Genomic DNA, 16,267 nt, shown 5'->3' on the forward strand with positions numbered 1-16,267 from the left:
CTTTTTTAAAAGGAGATATTTTATGAGTACGATGAAAAAGAGAGGAAGTGTCTGGCTCGCAGCGGCAGGGCTGGTCATCCATGACGGTAAATGCCTCGTTGTAAAAAAGAAGTATGGGGGGCTAAAAGGCAAGTGGTCCATTCCTGCAGGGTTTGTGAATCCGGGTGAAACGGTGGATGAGGCGGCTGTAAGAGAAGTGAAAGAAGAAACAGGGATCCAGAGCAGGGCTGTGAACGTGGTCGGTATACGAACTGGTGTCATAAAGAACGAAATCAGTGACAATATGGTCGTTTTTCTGCTGGAGCATATAGGAGGAGAGATCCGTCCTCAGCAAGAAGAGATTGAAGAAGCAAGGTTTCTCACTCCGGAGGAATTAAGGGATGATCCGGTTACTTCCATGATGGTCCACCATTTTCTCAATGAGAAAAAAGAAACCGTTAATGAGCATTTAAATCCTGGAGATATATTCGGCTACACTTCTTATAAAATTTTTGATAATCGTTGAAATTGTATGGAATTTGGACATATTTAATGATAAATTGAAATGTTTACGCTTACATTGGGGATATGGGCGGATTCGCTCCCTTTTCAAGTTTTTGGATTCTTGATATATTATCAGAAAATTCAAACAAGGGGAGTGTCATCTTATGAAATCGTCAACAAGAACAAAAGCACAGGAAAAGTGTCAATATTGTGAAGGCAAGGGGTATTTCCAGCTTCTTCTAGGTGGCTCTGAAACTTGTGAAGAGTGCTGTGGAAGCGGAAAAAGGGAGAGATAAATAAGGAAGGAGCACTGCGATGCGGTGCTCCTTTTTCTTTATCCTTATATTGACTTTAATCCCCTATTTCAGTAAACTAGCTTTGAATATGGGGGTGAAGGAATGTACTTACCGCAATTATTTATTTCCATGCTATTATTTATCGTTCTTTTCTTTGGAATCGGTTTCCTTTTAAACATGCTTCTTCGTTCAACATGGATTATGGCTGTTATTTATCCGGTTGTCGTGATTATGATTATCGATCATGTTAAATTTTTTAAATACTTTTCAAGTCCCGGAAAAAGTTTTGCAGAACTCGGCCAGGACTTTATCCATCTTCAGGCTGTAGACATTTGCATCCTGGTTAGCGGAATGGTCGGAGCGATTTTTGCCGGCATGGCCATCAAGATGCTGCGCGTCAGAGGATATCAAATGTTCTAGAATCTTCTATGATTAATAGAAGGTTCTTTTTTTATGCTCATTGTCGGGCTGAAGCCCCTTCTGCGGTATAAAACTCACTTTTCTTGGAAAATACTACGTTTTAGAGAGGAGTGAAAGTTTGCGTTTTATACCTACTGCCATAAAACGGCTTATGATGACAGCTATGTTTATCCTTGCTCTGCTTACGACCTTGCACTCAATCTCGGGTGTCGAGGCTAAGGATGTATCAGATTGGGCATCTTCCGAACAGAAAGGTAAGCAGGATGGATTGTTGCGTTCATTGAACATTGAATTGGCAAAGTATATTGCCGGTGCGCTTGAGAATGTTCCATCATTCTGGGATAGGGAGTTTACTGTAACAACAGAGCCAAAAGCAGAAACCGCAGCATCCCCACTTGATCATTTTGATGTAACTCCCTACCCCTCAGTAACGGTTACAGCTACAGGCTATACTGCAGGGATAGAGTCCACTGGAAAAAATAAAGCTCATCCCGCTTATGGGATTACAAAATCGGGGTTAAAGGTAAAACGTGATCTTTATTCCACGATTGCCGCAGATCCCGCTGTTTTTCCCATCGGCACCATTCTGTTCATTCCCGATTACGGGTTTGGCGTAGTGGCTGATACGGGTTCAGCCATAAAGGGAAAAAGAATAGACCTATACTATGAGACGACGAAAGACGTCTATGAAAAATGGGGCAAAAAGACGTTAAAGGTCTACGTGATTCAAAAAGGATCCGGGAAAGTGACCGAGCAGGAGCTCAAAACGTGGAATGAAAAAAAATCCATGCAGTTCTATCGAAAACAATTGTATTAAAAAAGCTTCGAGCCCGCTGGCTTGAAGCTTTTATATTGTATTATGAATTACTTTGCTGTACGAGCCGGCTGTTTCCACAGCACTTTATGCAGTTTCTTCAAACCATCAATCAGCCTTGGTGACGGCCGGCAGAATAGATGTTCCTCAAGGATATGTACCTTGTTCTCCTTTACTGCTCTAAGATCGGCCCAGCCAGGGCGTTTCTCCAGAAGTTCCGGTTTTACTTTCTCTTTTCTTACCCCTACCCAAGCGATGCAGATCTCGTCAGGATCACGTTTAATTACATCCTCCCAGGTTGTTTGAACACTTGCCAGTTCAACGTCTTCGAACACGTTCTCAGCTCCGGCAAGGTGTGAAATCTGAGTAAGCCAGTTCAGCTTTCCTGGTGTGAAAACAGGCTTGGGCCACCATTCCCAGTACAGGCTTTTTTTCTCCTTTATTCCTGCTGCAAACGACTGAAATTCATTAATGGTTTCTTTATATTGAGAAACGAGATAATCGGCACGCTTCTCAACGCCGGTCCTTCTGCCCAAATCTTTTAAATCCCCAGCGATATCCTCAAGCGTATTGGGGTTGTAAACTACATGCGGAAGATTGCGCCGTTTCAGTTCTTCTATATTCTTTTCCATACCAGGAACACTTAAGGAGGCAATCACGAGATCCGGTTTAAGTTCCTCGACCATGTCCATATTGATGGATAGATCAGGGCCAAGCCGAGGCAAGCTGCGCACTCGTTCAGGCCAGTCGGAAAAGTCATCAACCCCCACCAGCTGTTCAGTTAACCCAAGATAATCAACAAGCTCTGTATTGCTCGGACAAATAGATATCAATCTCATGAATCGTCACCCCTTAAAGAACGAAGAAAAGCCAGTATACAATCAGTGTTTGGATAATTCCGAGCATTGCGCCATAGAATACCTCATCCGGCTGGTGTCCCAGAAGCTCCTTTAATTGTTTGTGCTTTTCTTTAACGTCAGTTTTTTTCATTGCCTGGCTGACTTCCACATGTTCCCGGAAATCAGTTACTAACTTATTCAATACGGCAGCCTGTTCTCCTGCATGCCATCGAATTCCTTTCGCATCATACATAACAATAATGGCAAACATAGCAGCAACGGCAAAAATAGAGCTGCCCAGGCCTTCTCTGAGAGCAACTCCTGTTGCAAGCCCTGTAACAGCAGCGGAGTGAGAACTAGGCATGCCTCCTGTACTGATAAACAAATCCCATCTCACTTGTTTTGTCTCCAGGTAGGTAATCGGTATTTTCAAGAATTGAGCCATTAATATTCCTAATAAGGAAGCAAGTAAAGGAAAATTGAATAATAGGTCCATAGATCGTCTCCTCGCAGCCTTTTTCTACAATGTATCGAGATAAGGTTGTTCTAATGCTTTCATAATACCCTTTTTTTGTTGTTTGCAATCTTATAGTTCTGCCATGAATGACGTCATTCGAAGGGAGATAATGTGCCTTCTGTTATCATAATAGGGAAGGGATGGCGGAGAACAGATGGATTATCCGAAGGAATACTATGAGTTTTTCATTTCATTCAATGAGGGAGATTATTATACGTGCCATGATCTGCTGGAGGAAATGTGGATGACGGATAAGAGAAATTATTTTCTAAAAGGGCTGCTGCAGATGACGGTAGCGATCTACCATTATGAGTATGGAAATGTAAAAGGAGCAAGGGCCATGATGCAGGCCGCCCACAACTACCTCCAAGAGTATCGGCCTTTTTATTGGGGGATAGATCTTGAAGAGGTGTATCGTTTTATTGAAGCCTGTTTGAACAGAATACCTCATGAGATGGACAGTGTCGCTTTTGAGGATGCGGATAAACTGCCGGCTTTGCCAGAATTGATCCTGCTACTAAATGACCTTGAGGAAGAATAAACTTACATTAGCATACCGTGCAAAAGGAGGATGTGCATGTTCACCGTAAAGGCAAATTGGAATAAAGACAAGGCGGAAGAGGCGTTGTTGATCGGCATCTGGTCCGATCACAAAAAACTGGAGGGAATTGCTGCCGTACTTGATGAGGCCTTTAATGGCCATATCACGGAGCTTTTGCGGGAAGGGGATGTTTCCGTGATGGCAAAATCAGTCACAAAGCTCCATACGTTTGGCATCGTGGGAGCCAAACGGCTGTATTTTATCGGATTGGGAAGGCGGGCGGAAGCAACTTATGAGAGCATAAGAGAGGCGTTCGGGAAAGCGGTTCAGATGCTGAAGCGGGAAAAGCGGGAAAAAGCCGCTATCGTTCTGGAAACCTTTGAAAACGACAGACTGTCTTCAGAGAAACTTGCCCACGCTTTTGCAGAAGCAGTCGTGGCGGGCAGCTATGCCTTTGAAAACTATAAGGAACGTTCCAATGAAAGAGATAAAAAGCTGACAGAAATTACGGTATACAGTTCGGACAGCCAGACAGGTGCAGGGCTTTCGACAGGCCATGCTTTTGGTGCGGGAATCAATACAGCACGCAATCTTGTGAACACTCCCGGCAACCTATTGACTCCGAAAGACCTCGCTCGGGCAGCGATGGAGATTGCCATCAAATACGGGATGGAATATGAGATTCTAGAGAGGGAGGATATGGAACGGCTAGGCATGGGAGCGCTCCTTGCCGTGTCACAAGGTTCCGATGAGCCCCCAAAAATGATCACAGTGAAATACAAAGGACGGGACACGTGGGATCATGTTCTTGCCCTTGTAGGCAAGGGCCTGACGTTTGATTCAGGCGGCTATTCCATCAAGCCGGGTGCCAACATGCATGAAATGAAAAGTGATATGGGAGGAAGCGGATCTGTGCTTGGCGCCATGGAAGCAGTGGGCCGGCTGAAACCCAAGACCAACCTTCTTTTTGTTATTCCGTCCAGTGAAAACCTGATTAACGGAAAGGCGATGAAGCCTGGAGATGTTTTTACTTCACTCAGCGGGAAAACGATTGAAGTCCGTAATACTGATGCAGAAGGAAGACTGATTCTTGCGGATGCCATCACCTATGCAAAAGAAATGGGTGCTGACTATCTGGTGGATGTGGCTACATTAACCGGTGGTGTCGTAGTGGCGTTGGGAGATTGTACAACTGGAGCTCTTACGAACGACGAAGTGTTTTTCAAACAGGTGAGCCAGTCTGCAGGACATGAAGGAGAACTCCTTTGGCTTCTGCCAAGCCATCAGCCCTTTAAGGATATGCTGAGGTCGAGTGATGTAGCCGATCTGAATAACTCCACAGGACGGTTAGGCCACGCGATTACCGGTGGGCTGTTTGTCGGGGAATTCGCTGGGAAGACCCCTTGGGTCCATCTGGACATTGCGGGTACAGCGTATTCCTCCAAGCCTTCGAACCTCGGTCCAAAAGGGGCTACCGGGGTCATGGTACGGACATTGGCCAGGCTGGCGATGAATTTCAAATAATACAGCAAGAAAAAGCATGGCACCTGTCATGCTTTTTTCCATACTCTGAAAAGAAAAAGAGGATTGCAGGATTCCAGGAGTTGTATTATAATATAATTATTATTACTTTATAATAATTTTAAAATACATAAAGGAAAGGGGATTGTTCAATGGCTGATTACGATTATCACCATCTCCCACATGTAAAAGTGCAGAGCCGGTCAAAGAAGACGTTGTGGATTACCCTCTTGCTGACCCTGTTTTTTACGATCGTTGAAGTAATCGGCGGGCTGATCTCCAACTCACTTGCACTATTATCGGATTCTGCCCACATGGTCTCTGATGTGCTGGCACTCAGTTTAAGCATGCTGGCCATTTACCTCGCTACCCGGCAGCCGAATGCCAAATTCACTTTTGGTTTTTTGCGTTTTGAAATCATCGCTTCCTTTCTGAATGGGCTTGCCTTGGCTATCATTGCCATTGGTATTTTTATTGAAGGCATCAAGCGTTTTATCAAGCCGGAAACAATCGATTTTAAATTGATGCTGATCATCGCAGTGATCGGCTTCACCGTGAACCTTGTGCTGACCATTGTCCTAAGCCGAAGCATGAAGGAAGAGGAAAACTTAAATGTAAAAAGTGCTCTCTGGCATTTTATCGGAGATTTGCTGAGCTCAATCGGGGTTATTATCTCTGCTGTTCTCATTAAATTTACCGATCTATATTTCTTTGATCCTCTGATCAGCTTGATCATCGGCGGGATCATCTTTACAGGAGGCTACAAGATTATAAAAGAATCCTACATGATCCTAATGGAATCTGTTCCAGAAGGTTTGGATCTGGAAGCGATCCGAGCGGATATTTATCAAGTAGAAGGTGTAGAAGATGTTCATGAGCTACATCTATGGACGGTGACCAGTGATCACCATTCTCTTACCGCCCATGTTTTCATTAATGAAAACATTCAGCCGTTCTGTGTCATTCTTGCCATTAATGAGATGCTGAAGGACAAATACAAACTCAAACATACAACCGTTCAGATTGAACACGCCACCATCCATCACCATGGAGAGTACGGCAAGCAGTTTTTAGAAACACATAAATCCTAAATTTCTTTTTGAGTTCTTCAAAATGGTGAAGGGCTCTTTTTTTCGGGTGCAAGGAAATGGACATAACTGCTGCATATTGATTAAAATGAGGACAATACTTATGCTACAACCGTAAAGGGGTTCTCTATGAGCGAAAAGAAATCATTGGCAGCACGCATTTTTTGGTACATCATTTTAACGATACCTATTTTAATTATTGTATTTACTATCGTAGCGTTATTAAGAAACGTATTCTAACCTGGCCTAGGTATGTACTGTATCCCGAATGATGGATCCTAAAAAACGTTCATTATTCGGGATTTTTTATGAAGAAAATAGGGATTAAAGAATTTATAATCTAAAAAACCGGATGAGCAAAAGATCAATGCTGGCAATCAGGAAAAAAATAAGGGCTGATTTAGAGTGTCCGGAGGTATAAAGCGCAATGGCACCAGCAGCAAACACAGTGAGCTGAATCAGGGTACGCAAAGAAATAGGGATCGGAATCGATGCCTTTGGAGAAAGAAGCATTCCCCAAAAGATTGCAACCAGAAGCGGAGCTGCTAGGCAGAGAACATATTTCGAAAATCCGCTGACCATGTGAAATCCCCAGTATCCAAAGGCTCCCAATACAAAGAGCTCTGATAAAAACAGCACACCTAAAAGAAAGGGCCCCAATATGGCCATGATGATTCCCCGCTTTCTTATTGAATTCCTGCCTTTAAACGATAGTCAGCCATCTGTGCTTCGGGATGAAGAACGGTGTCTCCGTGGCAAACCTCAAGACGTTTCGGGTTGAGCTGGCTGACGATGGAGCTGCTCCTGAAGGCTTCCTCCATATCAGCTGTAAACATCGGCATCGGTTTTTTAAGCCTTCCTTTCTTGGAAGTGAACAGATCACCTGCAAGAAGGACCTGATCTTCTTCGTGGTAATAAACAGTGTGGCCGGGAGAGTGCCCCGGAGTCAGGTAGGGTCTTATTCCATCAATGAGTTCCAGTTCACCCTCGTTTCCAGCAGACAGGGGATGGGTAATGCCCTTTGAGACCGATGCAGCAGCCTTCTTTCTGCGGGGATAGGCAAGGTCACCTTCCAGATAAGGAATTTCAAGTGAATGGGCGTATACCGGAACATCAAGATCCTTCAGGATGGCTGAAATGGATCCGGTATGATCCGAATGCCCGTGTGTCAGCAATATCCTTTGCAGAGGGCCGGCATTCAGCTGATTTATCGTATTCAATATTCCTTTCGCCATCATCGGAATTCCTGCGTCTACAAGAGTGATTCCTTCTTTACCGCGAACAGCCCAAACATGGATCGGTATGATCATCCATGTTTTCAGGCTCCAAATATGAGGGGAGATCTGTTCAACTTTCATGGTTATTCGCTCCTTTTTTTATGATTTCATGAAAACCGAGAAAAAGGGCTTCTACGCTTTGTTCAAAGGTGGGTGAAAGACGCACAAGGAGCTCTTGAAGAGGCTCTTTATGATTGAGGTAGGTACTAATAATGCCGTGCAGGTTGTAGAAAAGGATACGGGCAAAGGCAAGGGATTGTTCATTATCAGAAATACCGAGCACATCTTTCAATACACTCATTAACAGCTGGAAAAGCTCAATCCGGACTTTGTTGATCTGCAGTTTTGGATTTTGTTCATCCACTCTGGAAGAACTGGCAGTGATAAATGTGGTGTACATACTCTGATGCAGGAGACAAAATTCAATAAAGGTCCGGCAGATGGATTTTAATTTAGCGGACCCTCCCGCATCCTGGCGATGAGAGATATCCTCCAGCTGCAGTTTAAGCTCCTGTAAGAGCGGCATCGCTAAATGATGGAGCAGCGATTCTTTGTCTTTATAATAGAGGTAGATGGCCGTGTGCGAGCATCCGGCTTCTTTTGCGATCTCTCTTATCGTTACGACTTCATATCCACGCTTGCCAAAAAGTCTTCCAGCTGCTTCAAGGATGTTTTTCTTGGTTTCTTCCGAACGCAGTTCTTGCTTGTTTGCCATAATCAATCGCTCCTAACCATTGGTTACTAACCACTGGTTATAATATATTCGATTCAACATATAATTGTCAAAATTTTTTGTTCGACAAAACTTTCTTACTGGATGTTGGGTTATGCAGCATAAAAAAAAGAGGTACATCCTGCATTCAGGAGGTACCTCTTTGTATTTAAGCTGCGTTTGAATTCGATGTGCTGCGGCGGTTTTTAGCGACTGCCTTATAAATTCGCGGTGAGATTACAGCAGTAACTGCCGTCAGGATCACGTCTTTTGGGAGGAACAGAAGCATTCCTTTCCAAGTGCCAAGATAGGTGACACCTTCAACAGATGCCCAGTTTGTCAGCGCGGCATAGAGAAAAGTAGTGCCGACAAAATAGTTGACGATCAAACCGGCAAAGGAAGCGAGAAAGAAAACCGGCAGGCTTGGTTTTTTCGCCATCTCAAGAATTTTTCCTGCTACATAAGCGGCAAGAATGAATGATAAAATAAAGCCGAAGGTTGGTTTGAAAATGATGGAAGGACCCCCGGAGAATCCTGCGAACACAGGAGCACCAGCCAGACCGACAAGTGTGTATACGATCATCGATACAGCGCCGAGACGGCTTCCGAGCAGCAGACCGGCCAAAATGCAAAAGAAGGTTTGAAGGGTGACAGGCACTTGCCCAAAGACGAGGGCAGGAATCCATGCTGTAATATTACCTCCTACTGCCATCAATGCCGCAAACATGGCGGCCAGTGTTAAATCAATCGCTCTAAACTTCATTAGGTTCACCTCATGTGGTAATTTATCTATATTGATGGTAATTCAGAGGACAGACTATTGTCAACTTAATTTTTAAATAAGGTTTACATATTGATATTATTGGAGGTGCATCACATGTTTTTTGGAAAAATACCGAAGAAAAAGGATAATGAGAGGGTGCCGCCGAATCAGAATGTTACAACCCGCTGGCCTGTTCTTCATTATGGTAATGTTCCTTACTACAAGGATTTAAGTGAATGGGATCTGAAAATCTACGGAATGGTGGAGAACCCGACAACTTTTACTTACGAGGAGCTCATGGCACTTCCGAAATCATCGGCCACGAATGATATCCATTGTGTCACCGGCTGGTCCAGATTGGATAACGTATGGGAAGGAGTGGCTGTTAAAGAAGTTGTAAAAGACATTGGTATTCATCCCTTGGCCAAGTACGTCCTTCTGCATGCAGAAGAAGGATGGACAACCAATCTTCCTTTGGATGATTTTTTAAAGGAAACCAGCTTGCTGGCTCATACGCACAATGGACAAACGTTATCGCCGGAGCATGGGTATCCACTCCGTGCAGTGGTTCCGCATCTCTATTTCTGGAAAAGTGCGAAGTGGCTCCGTGCCATTGAATTTCTGCCGATGGAAACGCCAGGTTTTTGGGAGAAAAATGGCTATCATATGTATGGAGATCCTTGGAAGGAAGAGCGCTTCAGCTGGGACTAAGAAACAATGATCATGTAAGCAAAAAAATCAAAAATATTTATAAAAACCTTAAAAAATACATGTAAATTTTCCCAGATGGACCGATATTGTAATTAAGGGTAGTTTATGCTCTATTCGGTAAGGAAAGGAAAGAAGTGCCCGTGAACTGTAATCTTCAATCCGTCTGTGATCAGATGGAGAAAGTTAAGGAAAAGTTATATCAATCATGCCGATCGGCAAACAGTTACTCAGACCCTGCCATCGTAAAAATCAGCCAAGAGCTTGATGAACTGATCACTCTTTATCAACGACAATTGAAACCAACCTATAAATAACATAACAAAAGGAAGCAGCTTACCTACTAGCTGCTTCTTTATATTTTGTATAATGAGTTTTTATTCCGTCCGTGTCCTCGTGGATTACCACGATTTCTTTGTTCTCCTCATTCATCATCACTTTAACTTTTTCAGGTGTGAAGCTGGAGATGAATTCATAATCAGCATCTGTTTTAGATACAAGAAGTAACGGGATTGTATATGGAACTCCATACCTTTTTGGAATGGTTAGGAGCCATGTCCTTCCATCCTGTTCAAGCTTTAAAGAGGCATCATTCGTTTTAGAAGAATACGTTCCTTGTGCAGTTGCAGAAATCTCAGTCTCCCTAATTCGTTCTTCGTAAAATACGGGACTTCGTACTTCTTCATGCAGTATTATTTTTGCCAGGTCCCGATTTATTTTTGTAACAGGGGTTAAATTAAAATTGCTCATGACGATCACCGTGATCTCACCATCCAGGCTTTTCAGCATTTCAGCACAATATCCGTTCACATCACCAAAATGACAGGCGGCCGCAGTTTGGCCGATTTTATCAAAACCCCAGCCATATCCATAATTGCCTTCGAAAGGTGTGAGCATAATATTTAGCGACCTCTTATTCAATACCTTTCCGGAAAACACCGCTTCTGTCCACCTAAACAGATCTTCAGTAGTAGAATACATACCATATGCCCCAAGCGGAAAACTCATATCAATATAATCAGGATGCACAAAGTCTTTATTTACCGTATAACCTGATGCCAAATTTTGAACTATGGTTCTTCCGTCCAATACACCGGTGTTCTTAAGGCCAAACGGTTTTAGCAGATTTTCCTGAAGAAAATGGGCATAGGATTGTCCTGAAACCTTTTCTATAATTGCTGTCAGTAAAATGTAATTTGAGTTGCAATAGCTGTATTGAGAACCAGGCTCAAATTCAAGAGGTTTGTCTTTGATTCTATGGATCAGTCCAGTAAGATCTGCGGGAAGCCTCATCTCTTTTGTCCAATAATCCTGCATGGAGGTAAAATCGGAAATTCCAGATGTGTTGGAAAGAAGCTGATGTATGGTCACTTGTTTAGCATAGGTGAGCCCCGCTATAAAAAGTGCCACGGTATCCTCGAGTTTCATTAAACCTTGCTCCTCAAGCAAAAGGATAGCCGCTGCCGTAAAGTTTTTGGTCAGGGAAGCAATCGGAAAGCGGGTTTGAGGTGAATTCGGAATGTTGAACGTCCGGCTGGCCGAACCATATCCTTCATGAATCAAGATTTCTCCTTTATATGCTGCAAGCACAGAGCCATTAAAAAAGCCTAATCGGTCATACGCCGTCATATAATTTTTCAGTCTTGCTTTTAATGTTGTTTTGTTTATAAGTCGGGTCATATCCATTCCTCCTGTATAAGAACAAAACATTCTGCAAAAAGGAGAGCTTCTCCTTTATTGAACAGAAGGCGGCAAAAGAACAAGTCTTTTTCACCAATAATTAGGGGTGAAAGCTGGCGATTATAAGAGCCGGCTGTTTTGTGAAACAAAGGAAGCGCCTGAAAAGCAGATGGGAAAAAGCTGGCTTATACCCTTCTGCTTTTCATATGGCGGTTCAATCACCCCCACTAAAACAACAACATGGATTAACATAGCTTATTTTTTAAAAATAATGTTAGAAGAAGCAGGATTTTTGTCAGAAATATCAAACAATAGTATAGAATAAGCAGTCTTCTTTTTTGAATATACTAGGGGAGAAGGAGGCGGATTCCATCATGGACTTTGTGAACGAAGAAAACCAGCAAGGAGATCAACGCGCTATGCAGTCCGAGCATTGCATGGTTTGCAACAATGAGCTTACCAGCTGGGAAGAAAGACAAATAGCCGTTTGCGACCATTGTGTCAGCAAAGCCATTGGCGATTAGCGTTCCTACTCGGAATGCTTTTTCTTTTGGAATCAGATCCTCCATTTCTTCACACACTATATAGGAATTTAAAAGGAGGAACGATACCAGATGGCTAAAAGAAAACATTCCAAAGATGCTGCCGCCAAGAACAATCAAACCCCGACAGAAAGCATGACAGACGTAGAGTTCTCTGACGACAAGTTCGCAGATGATATTCCAAAGCGCGATACAAAAAGCCCGAAATCAAAAGGCGAAGCATAAAAAGGAGACCTAGCCTGATCTTCCCCCAATTTTATAGGGGTGAAGTTAAGATCAGACCGGGTCTCCTTTTTTTATTAAAATGAAAACTGCAGTTCAGGCACATATTGGTTCATATGTTTTTTTATTTCACGATACTGTTTTTTTCTGCGTTTTTACGTCCTGCATCGGATGAACATGCCATGATCGGTCAACCCAGGTTGGGAGAAATGCAGGGTTTTCAAGCTCAATTTTAACGTTATTTCCTCTTTGAATCTTCTTCACCTTGATATCCATCATTCCCCCGATGTTTTTATAAGGGCCTGTCTGTCCAGAAAAGAAGTTGCCAAGAGAATATGCTGCAAAAGCCCGCTCTCCGTTCTTTTTCTTTATCCAGGAAACCGGCTGAAGTACATGAGGATGATGCCCTATGATGATATCTGCTCCTGAATCTGCTGCCATCTGGACAAGTTCTTTTTGTGTCTCATTTGGCATCCGCTCGTATTCGTTCCCAAAGTGGAGACTGATCACCACAACATCAGAAATTTTTTCTGCCTGATGGAGGTCTGCTTTCATCTTCTTCACATCGATCAGGTTAACAAGATACGGTTTGCCCTTAGGTACAGAGATGCCGTTCGTCCCAAAGGTATAGCTCAAAAAAGAGAAGGTGATCTGATTTCGCTTCAGAATACGGATGATCTTTTGATCCTTGGATGATTGAAAAGCACCTGTATACGGCATGCCAATCTCATTCCAATGGTTGATCGCGCTTAAAATGGCTTTCTCTCCTCGATCCAGCGTATGGTTGTTCGCAATCGTGACCAGATCCACACCGTTCTTCTTCAGCGCATCCCCGACTTCCTGAGGCGAATTGAAGGAAGGATAGGAGGATAATCCGATCTTTTCCCCGCCAATCATCGTCTCCTGATTGGCCACCGTAATATCAGGCTTCTCCAAATAGGGTTTTACCTCTTTCAGCATCGGATTAAAGTCATAGGACCCGTCCCGTTTTTTCGCTTTATTGTATACCCGGTCATGAATGAGAATATCCCCAACCGCCCCGACCGTTGCCGTGTGGACGGTCTCTTGAGGTTCCGTCTTTTTTGGCGGTTTATCCGTTGTTTTTTTAATGCTGTCCTTATTTTGCCCCTCGCTGCTTGCAGGCTCCGATTTGCTTTCCTGAGCCGGTTTGTTTTTTAGAACAGGAATAAGGACCAGCAGCAAGATGACAACACAGATACTTGAAATGATGGTTATTTTTTTCATAGTAAGCGTTTCCTCCTACCTCCATACTAGGCGATTGAGCAGGGATTTCAAGAACAAAATCACATCCGTTCTATAAAGTGAACGATTTGTTCTTTAAAAATAACGAAAAATTACAAAAATAAACGATTTAAGTAGATAACCGGGATGTTTGTACGTTAAAAAGAACAAAATTAACCATTTTTACGGGTTTTTCAAATAGTAAAATCGTTCTATACTGAACACAAGTTGTTCGTTAAAAAGAACTATAAGTTTGGGATTAAGGAGGGATAAAAGATTAGAAAAAAAAGATTGAAACCAATGCAAAGATACATTCACTATCTCAAACTCATCCTTTTACAACTATTTGCTGTATATTATATCGCCATTTTATCTATAGGGTATTTAAGTGGAGGAACAACAACTTCCGCATATTTTTCAGATGAGTTAAGCAAACACCTAACTCTAAAATCTGAAATAGAATGGGGCAAAAGTTCCTTAGAATATGTAAATGGCACAACAGAGTTAACTTGTTCTACTATAAGTGCAGCTTTTAGAAACAAACAAGGTGCAGGACCTATGAATACAATTTTAAGATTTGGTATCTACATAGATAAAAATCAAAAAGAAGGAGATGTCCTTGTTACAAAGGATGAGATTCCAAAACGGTTAGCTCCGGGAGAGTCTTATAACATTCAATACGATTTGTCTAAATATGGACCTGGAAAATATATTATACGTGTTTACCAGGAACAAGGACACCCGGGAAATAGTATGCCGCCAAGTGATTCAGTTCAGTATGACGGAAAGTGTAGCAGCGTAGAACAAAGGATTCAAAAAAGCTCAAATTTAGAAGATAATACAAAAAATAGTGAATCAACAAAAAATACCAAAGAAGAGACGAAGAAAAATACTGTTTCCGATCAAGTAGAAAAACCCATAAAAGAAGTCGATCAAGAAGGAAATAAAGATATTTCTAATACAGCCAATGACGAACAAGAAAGCAAAGAAGAAGTAAACGAAGAAATAAAACAAAAAATACAAGAAGAAACAACAGAAGAAACAACAGAAGAAACAAAAACTGAAAATAGGGATAAAGCCCAAAACCAAAATAAAGCTAATACAAATTCTTATGAAGATAAGGGAGGAAATGAAAATTGAAAGTCCTAAGAATAATAAGCCGTATTGCTTCTGGTATGCTGGTACTTTGTTTAATCCTAGCGACTACACTAGCAATATCCTCTAAACTTTCTGGGGGAACACCTAAATACTTTGGCCAAAAGATGATGCTGGTTCTTTCAGGATCAATGGAGCCTACAATTAAAACCGGTTCGGCAATTTTTATAAAGGAATTAAAAAATCCAACCAAATTGAAAAAAGGTGATGTGATTACTTTTTACTCACCAATAAAGAAAAATACCATTGTTACTCACCGAATTAAGGAAGTTAAAGGAACAGGTCAAATGGTTGAATATATTACAAAAGGTGATAATAACCAGGCCAATGATCCGCTTTCAGTCTCTCCGCAGAACGTCTTAGGAAAATATTCAAACACAGAAATACCATATTTCGGTTATGTATCTTCTTTTCTTCAATCTAAAAAAGGATTAGGCATCATGCTCATTATTCCAGGATTACTCTTAATTTTAGTTGAGATTATTTCCGTTTGGAGATTACTTTCCAGATGGGATAAACAAAAAGAAAAAAACGCAGTAGCTTAATTGGTTGTTCCTTTTTCGCTTAATGCGGAAAGGTCAATATAAAAAAACCTTACATAGGTATAGGGAGGAAATAAGAAATGAATTTAAAGAAAAAATTGTTAGCAAGCACGGCAACAATCGCAGTAGGAGCAATGGCCACAATTGGGGGAACTTTCGCATACTTTAGTGATGATGTATCAGCTCAAAGTAAATTTACAAACGGTAAACTTGATCTTCAGCCTGAGGCGCCTTATCTAGAGCATTTTACATTGGATAAATTCAAGCCAGGAGATAAGCTTGTCGCAATGGTAGACAATCAGGAGCCTGCAATGGTATTAAACAATCAAGGAAATCTTCCTATGAACGTTTTCATGAAAGCAGATGTTACCGATCATAAAGGAAGCAAAGATCACATCTGGGTAAATAAATTATTTTATGGAGATACCAACCTACTAGCTAAATATCCTGCTATGGATGCAAATAATGACAGTCATGTAACATTAGCTGAACTAAGTTCCTTCTTTAAGGGCAACACAACACTAAACGGTAAATCAATTACTGGAGTAGGTAAATACATCGGTTATCTTGATGCACCTGGTGGAGCAGCAGGTACTAACCCAATTCAAGCAGTAAAATACGAGTTGGAATTTAAAGATAACGGTCAGGACCAAAATAATCTCCAAGAAGATGAAACAAATATCGGTTTTACATTTACTGGTCTGCAATATGAAGGTAAGACACTGGATAGTTCAACAATAGATAATGGTTCTGAAGGAGGGGGAGGAAATTTCCAACGTACCGATAATATTAATGACCGAGAGGAAACAAAAAACGATAAATAATATTATGTAATTAATTTAAAATAAGTGGGGGTTAAAATCCCCACTTATTTTATTACTAAATTAAAAGAAAAGGGTAAATTT

At 41.8% G+C, this 16,267-nt stretch carries 22 protein-coding genes; 14 read left to right on the forward strand and 8 right to left on the reverse strand.

The features are described 5' to 3' along the window. Nucleotides 1–31 precede the first annotated feature (31 nt). From OKX00_RS06205 to OKX00_RS06220, 4 genes are all read left to right on the forward strand, one after another. The gene (locus OKX00_RS06205) at nt 32–505 is read left to right on the forward strand and encodes an NUDIX domain-containing protein (RefSeq protein WP_053358493.1); all 474 of its coding nucleotides are present in this window, start codon (nt 32–34) and stop codon (nt 503–505) included. A gap of 142 nt (nt 506–647) precedes the next feature. Further along, the gene (locus tag OKX00_RS06210; RefSeq protein WP_175501778.1) at nt 648–779 is read left to right on the forward strand and encodes a YuiA family protein; all 132 of its coding nucleotides are present in this window, start codon (nt 648–650) and stop codon (nt 777–779) included. Nucleotides 780–881: 102 nt separating this feature from the next. Next, nucleotides 882–1,199 (forward strand): YuiB family protein, encoded by a 318-nt coding sequence (locus OKX00_RS06215; RefSeq protein WP_053357324.1) that lies wholly within the window; start codon nt 882–884, stop codon nt 1,197–1,199. A gap of 118 nt (nt 1,200–1,317) precedes the next feature. Further along, the gene (locus OKX00_RS06220; RefSeq protein WP_416054305.1) at nt 1,318–2,016 is read left to right on the forward strand and encodes a 3D domain-containing protein; all 699 of its coding nucleotides are present in this window, start codon (nt 1,318–1,320) and stop codon (nt 2,014–2,016) included. A 47-nt stretch (nt 2,017–2,063) separates the two neighbouring features. Here OKX00_RS06220 and OKX00_RS06225 read toward each other — a convergent pair whose 3' ends face one another. Continuing rightward, nucleotides 2,064–2,852: a cobalamin-binding protein gene (locus OKX00_RS06225; RefSeq protein WP_265409813.1), complete on the reverse strand. Its 789-nt coding sequence runs from the start codon at nt 2,850–2,852 to the stop codon at nt 2,064–2,066. 13 nt (nt 2,853–2,865) lie between these two features. Beyond that, a complete protein-coding gene (locus tag OKX00_RS06230; RefSeq protein ID WP_265409814.1) occupies nt 2,866–3,348 on the reverse strand; it encodes a divergent PAP2 family protein in 483 nt (160 codons plus the stop codon). A 175-nt stretch (nt 3,349–3,523) separates the two neighbouring features. Between OKX00_RS06230 and OKX00_RS06235 the strand changes: the two genes are divergently transcribed. The 3 genes from OKX00_RS06235 to OKX00_RS06245 all read left to right on the forward strand — a co-directional run bounded on the left by OKX00_RS06235 (nt 3,524) and on the right by OKX00_RS06245 (nt 6,522). Then, complete coding sequence (locus tag OKX00_RS06235) at nt 3,524–3,910, forward strand: DUF309 domain-containing protein (RefSeq protein WP_265409815.1); 387 nt, start codon at nt 3,524–3,526, stop codon at nt 3,908–3,910. A 36-nt stretch (nt 3,911–3,946) separates the two neighbouring features. After that, entirely contained in the window at nt 3,947–5,434 is a 1,488-nt protein-coding gene (locus tag OKX00_RS06240) for a leucyl aminopeptidase (RefSeq protein WP_265409816.1), read from the forward strand. 149 nt (nt 5,435–5,583) lie between these two features. Continuing rightward, the gene (locus tag OKX00_RS06245; protein ID WP_062233237.1) at nt 5,584–6,522 is read left to right on the forward strand and encodes a cation diffusion facilitator family transporter; all 939 of its coding nucleotides are present in this window, start codon (nt 5,584–5,586) and stop codon (nt 6,520–6,522) included. Nucleotides 6,523–6,852: 330 nt separating this feature from the next. On the opposite strand, the gene OKX00_RS06250 is transcribed toward OKX00_RS06245, so the two are convergent. From OKX00_RS06250 to OKX00_RS06270, 4 genes are all read right to left on the reverse strand, one after another. Beyond that, a complete protein-coding gene (locus tag OKX00_RS06250) occupies nt 6,853–7,188 on the reverse strand; it encodes a YrdB family protein (RefSeq protein WP_265409817.1) in 336 nt (111 codons plus the stop codon). Nucleotides 7,189–7,205: 17 nt separating this feature from the next. Next, entirely contained in the window at nt 7,206–7,877 is a 672-nt protein-coding gene (locus OKX00_RS06255) for an MBL fold metallo-hydrolase (protein WP_265409818.1), read from the reverse strand. After that, entirely contained in the window at nt 7,867–8,511 is a 645-nt protein-coding gene (locus OKX00_RS23215; protein WP_322114352.1) for a TetR/AcrR family transcriptional regulator, read from the reverse strand. Before OKX00_RS23215 ends, OKX00_RS06255 begins: the two co-directional genes overlap by 11 nt. Nucleotides 8,512–8,677: 166 nt before the next feature. Beyond that, entirely contained in the window at nt 8,678–9,271 is a 594-nt protein-coding gene (locus tag OKX00_RS06270) for a biotin transporter BioY (protein ID WP_091003392.1), read from the reverse strand. A 114-nt stretch (nt 9,272–9,385) separates the two neighbouring features. On the opposite strand from OKX00_RS06270, the gene OKX00_RS06275 reads away from it, so the two are divergent. Further along, entirely contained in the window at nt 9,386–9,982 is a 597-nt protein-coding gene (locus OKX00_RS06275) for a sulfite oxidase-like oxidoreductase (RefSeq protein ID WP_265409819.1), read from the forward strand. Between the two features lie 140 nt (nt 9,983–10,122). Next, complete coding sequence (locus tag OKX00_RS06280) at nt 10,123–10,296, forward strand: aspartyl-phosphate phosphatase Spo0E family protein (protein ID WP_082316160.1); 174 nt, start codon at nt 10,123–10,125, stop codon at nt 10,294–10,296. A gap of 19 nt (nt 10,297–10,315) precedes the next feature. Here the strand turns inward: OKX00_RS06280 and OKX00_RS06285 are convergent, their stop codons facing one another. Then, a complete protein-coding gene (locus OKX00_RS06285; RefSeq protein ID WP_265409820.1) occupies nt 10,316–11,659 on the reverse strand; it encodes a serine hydrolase domain-containing protein in 1,344 nt (447 codons plus the stop codon). Between the two features lie 374 nt (nt 11,660–12,033). On the opposite strand from OKX00_RS06285, the gene OKX00_RS06290 reads away from it, so the two are divergent. Further along, the gene (locus OKX00_RS06290) at nt 12,034–12,183 is read left to right on the forward strand and encodes a hypothetical protein (protein WP_156316333.1); all 150 of its coding nucleotides are present in this window, start codon (nt 12,034–12,036) and stop codon (nt 12,181–12,183) included. A 90-nt stretch (nt 12,184–12,273) separates the two neighbouring features. Continuing rightward, complete coding sequence (locus OKX00_RS06295) at nt 12,274–12,426, forward strand: hypothetical protein (RefSeq protein WP_156316334.1); 153 nt, start codon at nt 12,274–12,276, stop codon at nt 12,424–12,426. Nucleotides 12,427–12,552: 126 nt separating this feature from the next. Here the strand turns inward: OKX00_RS06295 and OKX00_RS06300 are convergent, their stop codons facing one another. Next, entirely contained in the window at nt 12,553–13,668 is a 1,116-nt protein-coding gene (locus OKX00_RS06300; RefSeq protein WP_265409821.1) for a CapA family protein, read from the reverse strand. 288 nt (nt 13,669–13,956) lie between these two features. Between OKX00_RS06300 and OKX00_RS06305 the strand changes: the two genes are divergently transcribed. From OKX00_RS06305 to OKX00_RS06315, 3 genes are all read left to right on the forward strand, one after another. After that, the gene (locus OKX00_RS06305; RefSeq protein ID WP_265409822.1) at nt 13,957–14,805 is read left to right on the forward strand and encodes a hypothetical protein; all 849 of its coding nucleotides are present in this window, start codon (nt 13,957–13,959) and stop codon (nt 14,803–14,805) included. Continuing rightward, complete coding sequence (gene sipW / locus OKX00_RS06310; protein ID WP_265409823.1) at nt 14,802–15,365, forward strand: signal peptidase I SipW; 564 nt, start codon at nt 14,802–14,804, stop codon at nt 15,363–15,365. Before OKX00_RS06305 ends, sipW begins: the two co-directional genes overlap by 4 nt. Before the next feature lie 77 nt (nt 15,366–15,442). Beyond that, nucleotides 15,443–16,186, forward strand: coding sequence for a TasA family protein (locus OKX00_RS06315; protein ID WP_265409824.1), 744 nt, complete (start codon nt 15,443–15,445; stop codon nt 16,184–16,186). Nucleotides 16,187–16,267 lie beyond the last annotated feature (81 nt).

Source organism: Fictibacillus sp. KU28468 (genome assembly GCF_026153615.1).
Lineage (GTDB): Bacteria > Bacillota > Bacilli > Bacillales > Fictibacillaceae > Fictibacillus_C > Fictibacillus_C marinisediminis.

Bases quoted from the DNA above. Each gene is read 5' to 3' on its own strand.
- OKX00_RS06205 (WP_053358493.1), top strand. From the start codon at position 32: ATGAAAAAGAGAGGAAGTGTCTGGCTCGCAGCGGCAGGGCTGGTCATC.
- OKX00_RS06210 (WP_175501778.1), top strand. From the start codon at position 648: ATGAAATCGTCAACAAGAACAAAAGCACAGGAAAAGTGTCAATATTGT.
- OKX00_RS06215 (WP_053357324.1), top strand. From the start codon at position 882: ATGTACTTACCGCAATTATTTATTTCCATGCTATTATTTATCGTTCTT.
- OKX00_RS06225 (WP_265409813.1), bottom strand. From the start codon at position 2,852: ATGAGATTGATATCTATTTGTCCGAGCAATACAGAGCTTGTTGATTAT.
- OKX00_RS06230 (WP_265409814.1), bottom strand. From the start codon at position 3,348: ATGGACCTATTATTCAATTTTCCTTTACTTGCTTCCTTATTAGGAATA.
- OKX00_RS06235 (WP_265409815.1), top strand. From the start codon at position 3,524: ATGGATTATCCGAAGGAATACTATGAGTTTTTCATTTCATTCAATGAG.
- OKX00_RS06240 (WP_265409816.1), top strand. From the start codon at position 3,947: ATGTTCACCGTAAAGGCAAATTGGAATAAAGACAAGGCGGAAGAGGCG.
- OKX00_RS06245 (WP_062233237.1), top strand. From the start codon at position 5,584: ATGGCTGATTACGATTATCACCATCTCCCACATGTAAAAGTGCAGAGC.
- OKX00_RS06250 (WP_265409817.1), bottom strand. From the start codon at position 7,188: ATGGCCATATTGGGGCCCTTTCTTTTAGGTGTGCTGTTTTTATCAGAG.
- OKX00_RS06255 (WP_265409818.1), bottom strand. From the start codon at position 7,877: ATGAAAGTTGAACAGATCTCCCCTCATATTTGGAGCCTGAAAACATGG.
- OKX00_RS23215 (WP_322114352.1), bottom strand. From the start codon at position 8,511: ATGGCAAACAAGCAAGAACTGCGTTCGGAAGAAACCAAGAAAAACATC.
- OKX00_RS06270 (WP_091003392.1), bottom strand. From the start codon at position 9,271: ATGAAGTTTAGAGCGATTGATTTAACACTGGCCGCCATGTTTGCGGCA.
- OKX00_RS06275 (WP_265409819.1), top strand. From the start codon at position 9,386: ATGTTTTTTGGAAAAATACCGAAGAAAAAGGATAATGAGAGGGTGCCG.
- OKX00_RS06285 (WP_265409820.1), bottom strand. From the start codon at position 11,659: ATGACCCGACTTATAAACAAAACAACATTAAAAGCAAGACTGAAAAAT.
- OKX00_RS06290 (WP_156316333.1), top strand. From the start codon at position 12,034: ATGGACTTTGTGAACGAAGAAAACCAGCAAGGAGATCAACGCGCTATG.
- OKX00_RS06295 (WP_156316334.1), top strand. From the start codon at position 12,274: ATGGCTAAAAGAAAACATTCCAAAGATGCTGCCGCCAAGAACAATCAA.
- OKX00_RS06300 (WP_265409821.1), bottom strand. From the start codon at position 13,668: ATGAAAAAAATAACCATCATTTCAAGTATCTGTGTTGTCATCTTGCTG.
- OKX00_RS06315 (WP_265409824.1), top strand. From the start codon at position 15,443: ATGAATTTAAAGAAAAAATTGTTAGCAAGCACGGCAACAATCGCAGTA.